This window comes from Methylocaldum sp., from assembly GCF_035627495.1.
Classification (GTDB): domain Bacteria; phylum Pseudomonadota; class Gammaproteobacteria; order Methylococcales; family Methylococcaceae; genus Methylocaldum.
This window is the reverse complement of record NZ_DASPLO010000032.1, coordinates 1-8,197: the sequence shown is the minus strand read 5'-3', so window position 1 is coordinate 8,197 and position 8,197 is coordinate 1. Positions and strand designations below refer to the sequence as shown.

The 8,197-nt window shown below is 60.0% G+C and carries 4 protein-coding genes and 2 pseudogenes; 4 read left to right on the top strand and 2 right to left on the bottom strand.

All coding sequences use genetic code 11. From position 1 onward, the window contains the following. Positions 1 to 246 precede the first annotated feature (246 nt). From VEB01_RS02650 to VEB01_RS02640, 3 genes are read left to right on the top strand one after another with little or no spacing between them, the layout of a single operon-like run. On the top strand, positions 247 to 5,463 hold the full coding sequence (locus tag VEB01_RS02650; protein WP_324872553.1) for an RHS repeat-associated core domain-containing protein: 5,217 nt from the start codon (positions 247 to 249) through the stop codon (positions 5,461 to 5,463). Beyond that, positions 5,460 to 5,663: a hypothetical protein gene (locus VEB01_RS02645; RefSeq protein WP_324872552.1), complete on the top strand. Its 204-nt coding sequence runs from the start codon at positions 5,460 to 5,462 to the stop codon at positions 5,661 to 5,663. The genes VEB01_RS02650 and VEB01_RS02645 overlap by 4 nt, the downstream gene beginning before the upstream one ends. 50 nt (positions 5,664 to 5,713) lie before the next feature. Further along, positions 5,714 to 6,316, top strand: a complete 603-nt coding sequence (locus tag VEB01_RS02640; RefSeq protein WP_324872551.1) for an RHS repeat-associated core domain-containing protein — start codon at positions 5,714 to 5,716, stop codon at positions 6,314 to 6,316. A 15-nt stretch (positions 6,317 to 6,331) separates the two neighbouring features. On the opposite strand, the pseudogene VEB01_RS02635 reads toward VEB01_RS02640, so the two are convergent. Continuing rightward, positions 6,332 to 7,460, bottom strand: a pseudogene (locus tag VEB01_RS02635) (IS3 family transposase). Between the two features lie 35 nt (positions 7,461 to 7,495). On the opposite strand from VEB01_RS02635, the gene VEB01_RS23020 reads away from it, so the two are divergent. Further along, a complete protein-coding gene (locus tag VEB01_RS23020) occupies positions 7,496 to 7,798 on the top strand; it encodes a DUF6972 family protein (RefSeq protein ID WP_414675396.1) in 303 nt (100 codons plus the stop codon). Positions 7,799 to 8,077: 279 nt separating this feature from the next. Here VEB01_RS23020 and VEB01_RS02625 read toward each other — a convergent pair. Further along, positions 8,078 to 8,197, bottom strand: a pseudogene (locus VEB01_RS02625) (IS110 family transposase); the annotation flags it as partial.

Genomic DNA, 8,197 nt, shown 5'->3' with positions numbered 1-8,197 from the left:
GCCATTTGTACACCTTAACCTGTTGAATCGAGAATAGGATTTCTAATGGTGTCCATTAGACCACGGCTTCCCCGGCCGCCCCAAACCGCCGATTCGTCAGGGGCCTCCCAGGTTCCTCCGGGCTAATGGATAATCTGGGTTCAATACTGGAATATCGGAGCGTACAACTACCATGCGCTTCAGGTTTACGCCTTTCAAGCCTCCGATGATCTGATCGAAGCGCGCTCGGCGAAGCTGCTCAACGCCGTGGAGACCAACGCGAATCCCAACGGGCAAATCGACGATACCCTCGGCGAATACCTCCATATCGCCGGATTGAAGTATATGGACTATATCACCGAGGCAGGGAAAGCCGTGGGACGGCTCTACGGCGAGACCGGCGACAGCGGCAATCACATCGGACTGACGTCCACGGCGATGAAGGTGGAGTACGTGTTCGACCTGCCCTTCGCGGTCTCGCGCAAGGGACTCCTGGTCGACGTGCCGGGGGGCAGCTCCCGTTCGAGCAATCTCGTCACCGGGGCCGTGAGTTACGCCGGCTATTTATTGGCGGGCTATGCGATGTCTGCCTACGAATCGTATATTTGGCAGGAACAGGCCCACGTCGATGCCGTCAGCACGGTGCGCGGCCTTCAATTCGCCAACGACACCGGCCTACCCATAGTGGTCCTGGCGAGCAGTGGGGATGTCGATACCCAATTGAACATCGGCTGCGCGGCTTCGCCGGTCAACCTGAACTATTCAACCGCGACCAAAAACGACTTAAGAAATCTTTTTGCGGAAGGGTATTTCAAGGTCACCCTGCCGCGGTGCCTGATCAATTACGACGGGTGGGCCGGTGCCATCTGGGTGGCGGAAAAGGCCACTTTGGACGGCCAAAATCTGCTATCGGCCGAGACCAGCTACACGATTTCCGGCGATTACACCACGGCCCAAGGCGGCTATTCCCTGGCGACGCCGATTTCCAATGCCTTTTCCGCCTCGTTGGGCACCGGGTTCCAGTCCCTGATCCCGGATTCGATTGTCTCAGCGCTCACCGCGAGCGGCCAATCGCTAAGCAATGTTCGGCTGGTACCGGCGGACAAGGGGCTTTGGTCCAATACCGGTTACCAGGCCGGAAAGGTCACGACAGGCGGCGATCCCGTCAATCTGGTATCGGGCAACATGTATCTTCCCGAACGGGATGTAGCCATCAAAGGTCGGGGCGGTCTCGATATCGTGTTCGAGCGGGTCTACAACTCGAACATCCGCAAGGATGGCCCTTTGGGTTACGGCTGGACCCACAGTTTCAACCATCAGCTTCAGTTCTTCGATACGGATAACAACGGCCTCACCGATCGCGCGATTTGGATCGACGGCACCGGCGGCGCCAACAGCTTCACGGTATTGGGAGGAACCGGGGGCGTGGCGGTGAACGCGACGCTCACCCCGCAGACCGGTCTTTACCTGACGGCGAAACGGGAAGTAAACGGCGAGTACTCCCTCCGCGAGAAAGGGGGGCTGACGTTCTATTTCCAGAACGTCCCCGGCGCCGTCGGCCAAACGGCGAAATTGATTCGCGTGGTCGACCGCAACAACAACAGCTTGCGCTTCGATTACAGCGGCGGGAACCTCGCCATCGTCGCCGACGGAACAGGCCGCATGCTCCAGTTCTGGTACGACAATGGCGGCAGCCATATCACCCGGATCACCGATTGGGCGGGCCGCACCTTCCGCTACAGCTACGACGGCCGGGGCGATCTCGTCAAGTTCGAAAGCCCGGAAGTCGTTGCGGGCCGGCGCGGCGGTCCGACTGCCTATACCTATTACACGGCGGCCGACGGCACCAATCTCGACCATGCCCTGAAGACCTATGCGCGGCCGAACGGCAACGGCATGACCTTCGAGTATTACGCCAACGGCAAGACCTTCCGGCACACCGACAGCCAGGGCCACGCCTACACCTTCCGCTACAACAAATTCCGCCGGGAAACGACCACGGTCGACGAGCGCGGGGTGAGCCAGACCTATCTCTTCAATGAATGGGGGCAACAGCTCCAGCACCAGCAAGGGGATGGCTCGCGGTTGGTCTACGAATACCAGGATACGGTCAATCCCCTCAACGAGACCCAGCGGCGCGATGCGCTCGGCAACGAAATCCGGTACGCCTACGATGCGGCCGGCAATGTGACCACGATGACCTTGCCCGACGGCAGCACAGTCACCTACGAAGGCTACAACGCCTTCCACCAGCCGACCAAGACCAAGGACGCCAACGGGCATTACACGCTGTACCGCTACGACGCCCGCGGCAACCGCACGGAGGTCATCGCCCTGAAGCCGGGCGTCAACACCGTGACCCCGACACCTTCGCAAATCGCCGCGTGGACGATCCATACCTACGATGCGGCGGGCAATCTGACCCGAACAAAGCGCGTGCGGGATTTCAGCACCCAGGAAGGCCCCTACGTCGAGTTCGGCTACGACGCCTCGGCGCTGAATCCCATTTCGATTAAGCGCTGCGGCTTGCAGCAACTGGGCTCGGCCACACTGGCCGACCAATGCACCACCGCGAGCCAAGCTTTCGATGCCCTGGGGCGCCCGACCGTCGCCGTGGACGCGCGGTTCTATCCGGTCCAGACCCAGTACAACGGGGACGGCCTGGTCACCCGCGCGACCGATGCGCTGCGGCAATGGCGCGACTTTGCCTACGACAATAACGGCAACCCCGTCGGCGCCAGCCTGACCGCCTTTGACGGCGACGGCGTCTACGGCCTTCTCCAGCAGGACGTGGTGGAATACGACTCCCTCGATCGGCCAGTGGTCCGCCGCAATACCGCCGGGTACGCGACCCAGATCGCCTACGACGAAGTCGGCAACGTCCTCAAGATCACCAACCCGGACGGCTACAGCGTCCAGTTCGAGTACGATGCCCTCAACCGGCCGACCCGGGCCTTCGACCAACAGGGGAACGCGGTCGTTACCCAATACGACATCGGCGGACGGCCCATCCGCGTGACCGATCCCAACGGCCTCGTCACCCAATACGAGTATTACGACTCAACCCAGAACGGGCGGCTGAAGCGGCTGACTGGGCCCGACGGGCGCTACACCGACTACTTCTACGACCCAAACGGCAATGTCACCCGGACGGTAGACAACGGCGGGCGCGAAACCCTGACCGAGTACGATGTCCTCAACCGGCCGGTCAAGACCATCGGTCCCGTGCATGACGCCCTCGGCCTGACCAATATCCGCCAGGTGACGGAGACCCAGTACACCGCCTTGGGCGATGTGCAAAAAATCCGGGCCGGGTATCGCACGGCCACCGGAAGCGAAACCCTGACCGACCAGGCGACTTACGGCTACGACGACTTCGGCCACGTGGTCCAACAAACCGATGCCAACGGCCAAACCACCCGCTGGGTGTACGACACCTACGGCAATCCCATCCGGCGCGTATCCCCCAACGGCCATGTGGTCGAATGGGAATACGATCACACCCGGAACGGCCTCCTGACCCGGCAGACCGCCAAGCTCTCCGACACCGATCCCACGCCCCATGTCACCCAGTACACCTACGATGCCCTGGGCCAGGTGCTGGCCGCCGAGACACCGGAGGTCACTTACCAGTACACCTACGATAATGCCCAGCGCCTCGCGACCGTCACCGACAGCCGGGGACTCAAGGCCCTGGCTTACCGCCACAGCCCCGGCGGGCTCCTCGACAGCCTCGAGGACAGCGAAGGCCACCGCCGCGACTTCCTCTACGATGCCGTGGGCCGGCTGAGCGCCGTGCAGGCGCCCAGCGGCGAGCGGGTCCACTTCGTCTTCGACGGCGGCGGACGGCTCTTGGAAACCACGCTGGCCAACGGCTACGGCGCCCACTACCGCTATACCCCCGAAGGGCGCCTCGAGGAACTCGTCAACCGGGCGGCGGGCGGCACCGAAGTCAGCCGCCACACCTACCAGTACGACCCTCTCGGCCGGCGCACCGGCCACGTCGAAGCCATCGCCGGGGCGGTGACGGATTACACCTATAACTACGATGCCCTCGACCGGCTGAGGGAAGTGCGGACGAACGCGGGCGCGATCCTGGCCGAAGCCTACGCCTACGATCCTTACGGCAACCGGCGGGAGCGGATCGCCCCGGACGGCAGCATCCAGCGCTCGATCTACGATGCCGCCCAGCAGCTCACCCACATCCGGAGCGGCGCCGACACCGGGTCGATCCTCGCGAGCTACACCTATGATCTCGCCGGCAACCTGGTTCAGCGGAGCTCCGGCGGCGCGAATCTCGACTTAAGCTACGATGCCCTGGAACGGCTGGTATCCGCCAGCGGCACCGGGATCGCGCCGGAAGCGTATACCTACGATCATCAGGACCGCCGCATCGAGACGAGCGTGGACGGGACGCCCCGGCGCACCGTTTATGCCGGGGCGGAGATCTGGAGCGAGTACGGTTCCACCTGGACCCAGGCACAGGCCCTCTACACCTACGCCGGGCTCGACCGCCCGCTGCTCCGGATCGGCCCTAGCGGCACCACGTATTACCACGCCGACGCCCTCGGCTCGGTGGTGGCGGTCACCAATGCCGCCGGAGCCATTACGGCCAGCGCCCGCTACGATGCCTTCGGCCGAATTCTCGCTGGCGGCAACCTCCCGCGCTACGGCTACGCCGGCCGGGAGCCCGACGCCACTGGGCTCATCTACTACCGGGCGCGGTACTACGATCCGACCCTCGGCCGCTTCACCCAACGCGACCCGGCGGGCTTTGTGGATGGGCTGAACCCCTATGCGTACGTCGGAAACAATCCGGTGAGTTTTACCGATCCGTTGGGCTTGACGAAAGTCCCGGCGAGTGTTCAAAGCCCGTCGGCTTTTGCGAGGGCGAGCCAACGGATTTCAGCCATTGGCGCCGAATTCAAGAGTCTCGCACGTGACGTTTTGCAACTGCCGCAGATACAATTAACTGCGGGTGCCGGAGCCGCTGCTGCTGCGAGATCTGCGGTCGCAACGTACCCTGCAGTGGCGGCGGCAACGGCGTTGACCGCCCGTGTGATGGATTTGCAGAATGCGGCGGATGGAGTGCCGCCGGCGATGCGAGTTTCCGGTGGTAGCAGTTTGGGAAAAGGAACGGCAAGTGAGAGCCGCGCACTTACAAACTTCTATCCTACGAACGATGGGTTCATTGGCCCAACGCGCCAGATAACTTTGCAGGAGGGGCAACTAGTAGATCGTTTTGGTGGGAGTGATTATTCGAGATTTTTCTCTCCTCCTGGAACTCCGGCAGCGGCTAGAGCGCTCCCCCCAGGGGTAGCGGAGCAACCGTTACGCACGTTCGAGGTCGCGAAGTCATTTGATGTTCAAGCCGGTACTGTTGCCCCCGCATTCGGACAACTGGGTCTTGGAACTCAATTTCGATCTTCAATGCAGTTGGGAGACTTGATTAAAGGTGGATTTCTTAAGGAGGTCAAACCATGATTCGCTCATTCCCGGAGTTGCCCGACTGGTCGTTTGATATTGATGAAGTGTCTAACGGTGTCTACAAGGTTGTAGCTAGTCATAGATATGGGCACAGAATTTCAAAAACAGGAATTGATCCAGAGGCGCTAATTGATGATTGTAGGCGCGAAGCGACCGACATGCGCCTTGCCGACCGCCTTCCGCCCAATTGCTCTTAGCCCGAGCAGGCTGGGTTGAGGTACGAAACCCAGCGTTTCAAGCCTCAGCTGTGCCGGGTTTCCGCAGAGCTTCAACCCAGCCTACGGGCTATCGAGCGCGGTATTACGACCCGACCCTCGGGCGCTTCACCCAGCGCGATCCGGCGGGGTTTGCCGATGGGGTGAACCCGTATGTGTACGTAGGGAACAACCCAGTCAGCTTTACTGACCCCTTGGGGCTTTCCAAGTACAACCCCGTGGTCGTCCAGAATCAATCTACTTTCCCAGGAGCGAATAACCGGCCCCAGCAATTTGGTGTATCGGAGAGAAAGATTACTAACTTTTCTTCTGGAGAAGCGCCTATTGTCACCATAGGCAAGGCGTTTGGTGCATTGGCGGCCTATGCGCAAGGTGCGATTACCGGCGATCAGGTGCTGATGAATGAAGCAGTCGAGGGAATGCGAGAGAACCGCCAGAACAATATTGACGCTCTGGTCATGCTCGGTACGATGGGCAGAGGGACAAGCAGGGGCTCAGTGACAAAAGGGGTACCTACGGACGGGTTGGCATTCGAGTTAAAGCACTTAAATAAGCACTTAGAAGGCACTCCTCAAGCAGATCGGTTGATAAGAGCGGTGGCCCCGGTTTGTTGGACAGGATTTTCCCGAACTTAAGTGGGCTTCTGCGGTTTAGGCTGCCTGTTGGATGGGCAGTGAATCAAAGTACACGCTATCGGGGGTTTTGCCGTCAAGCGATGAATGGGGTCGACGTTCGTTGTAGAACTTGAAATACCGCTGCAAGCCTTCTCGTGCCTGGGACACCGTGTCGTAAGCATGCAAGTAGACCTCCTCGTATTTCACGCTTTTCCACAGCCGTTCGACGAACACGTTGTCGACCCAGCGGCCTTTGCCATCCATGCTGACCCGGATACGGTGGCCTTGGAGCAGTCCGACGAACGCCGTGTTGCGAACTGGCTGCCCTGATCGGTATTGAGGATCTGCGGCTTGCCGTACCGCTGCAGGGCTTCCTCGACGGCTTCGATGCAGAAATCCGGGGTCAGGGGGTTGGACAGCCGCCAGGACAGCACGCGCCGGGTGGCCCAGTCGAGTACCGCGGCCAGGTAGACGAAGCCTTTGCGCATCGGGATGAAGGTGATATCCATGGCCCAGACGTGGTTCACTCTCGTAATGTCCAGGCCGCCCAGCAGGTACGGAAAGACCGGGTTCTGCGGATGCTTTCGGCTGGTATTCGGCCGCCGATACAACGCTTCGATGCCCATTTTCTTCATCAGCGTGGACACGTGCCGGCGGCCGACCGGAATGCCTTCCAGGCGCAGCAAGTCGCGCAGCATGCGGGCACCGGCAAACGGGTGGTTGAGGTGCAACTCGTCGATCCGTCGCATCAGGGCCAGATCGCTTTCTGAGACCGGCTGGGGCACGTAATACACCGAAGAGCGGGAAAGCCCCAGCAACTCGCACTGGCGCACCACAGGGAGCTGGTCGGAGCGGTTAATCATCGTTTTGCGCTCGGATCGCCCACGCGACCGAGCGCGGCGACTAAAAAATCATTCTCCATCGCCAATTGCCCGATCTTGGCGTGCAGCTCCTTCACGTCCGGCCCGGCGGACTCGCTGCGCTCTGCGGCCGTGGCGAACACGTCGCTCGCCCGCTCTTGGAGTTGTGCCTTCCAGTGCGTAATCTGGTTGACGTGAACTTCAAACTGTTCCGATAACTCCGCCAGCGTTTTGTCGCCCTTGAGCGCGGCCAGGGCCACCTTGGCTTTGAAGGCCGCCGAGTGATTTCTTCTCTTTCGTTTCATCTTCTGTTCTCAGGTTTCTACCCCCTCGCGGGGCGGTGATTAGAACAGAAACTTCACTTAAGCGGGTGTCCGATTTTCCGGGGCCACTGCTAAGAAAAGAAGGCGCTGCACATGTTTTTGAAAGCAAGGAGGCACTTGCTGAAGCGGAAGGGGCCATTCTTGAGCGTGGACAGTTCACTGGAAATGTTCGCGGATGGGATAGATATGGCCTTCAGTTTGATACGCCAATTGGATATCGAATCGGGTCTGATGGAAGTCGTACACCTCTAACATACGGGGAGATCAAAATTAGAGACGGTTTATATCACGTAATTCCTCGTTCGGGGCCAGGACAATGAATGAGCTGAGTTGGTATGAAGTATGGGCTGATGAGGGGATCAACCCGCCCTATGTACTGGTGCTTTTGGCCGACCACGGAAATAGTAGGTTTGAGATATATGATCCTACAGATAAGAGAATTGTCTTCACTGCGTCGACGTACGACGGAGCGAAGGAATGGCTACTCGAAGATGAATATACGAGGGTCGATGGAAGGATGGTAGTTGATTGATTTGTTGTTGCAAAGGGTGCACCTACGGAAGGGTGGTATTCAAGGATTGTAGATACTGTTATCCGGGTCAAGCGCCATGCAGGGCTGGATCGAAGGGTTTTTCGGATTTGAGGACGCCGAAGGCGACCTGCAAAAGCTTGCGCATCATGGCGCCGATGATGAGCTTGGCGGGTTTACCCGAAAGCGC

Bases quoted from the DNA above. Each gene is read 5' to 3' on its own strand.
- VEB01_RS02645 (WP_324872552.1), top strand. From the start codon at position 5,460: ATGATTCGCTCATTCCCGGAGTTGCCCGACTGGTCGTTTGATATTGAT.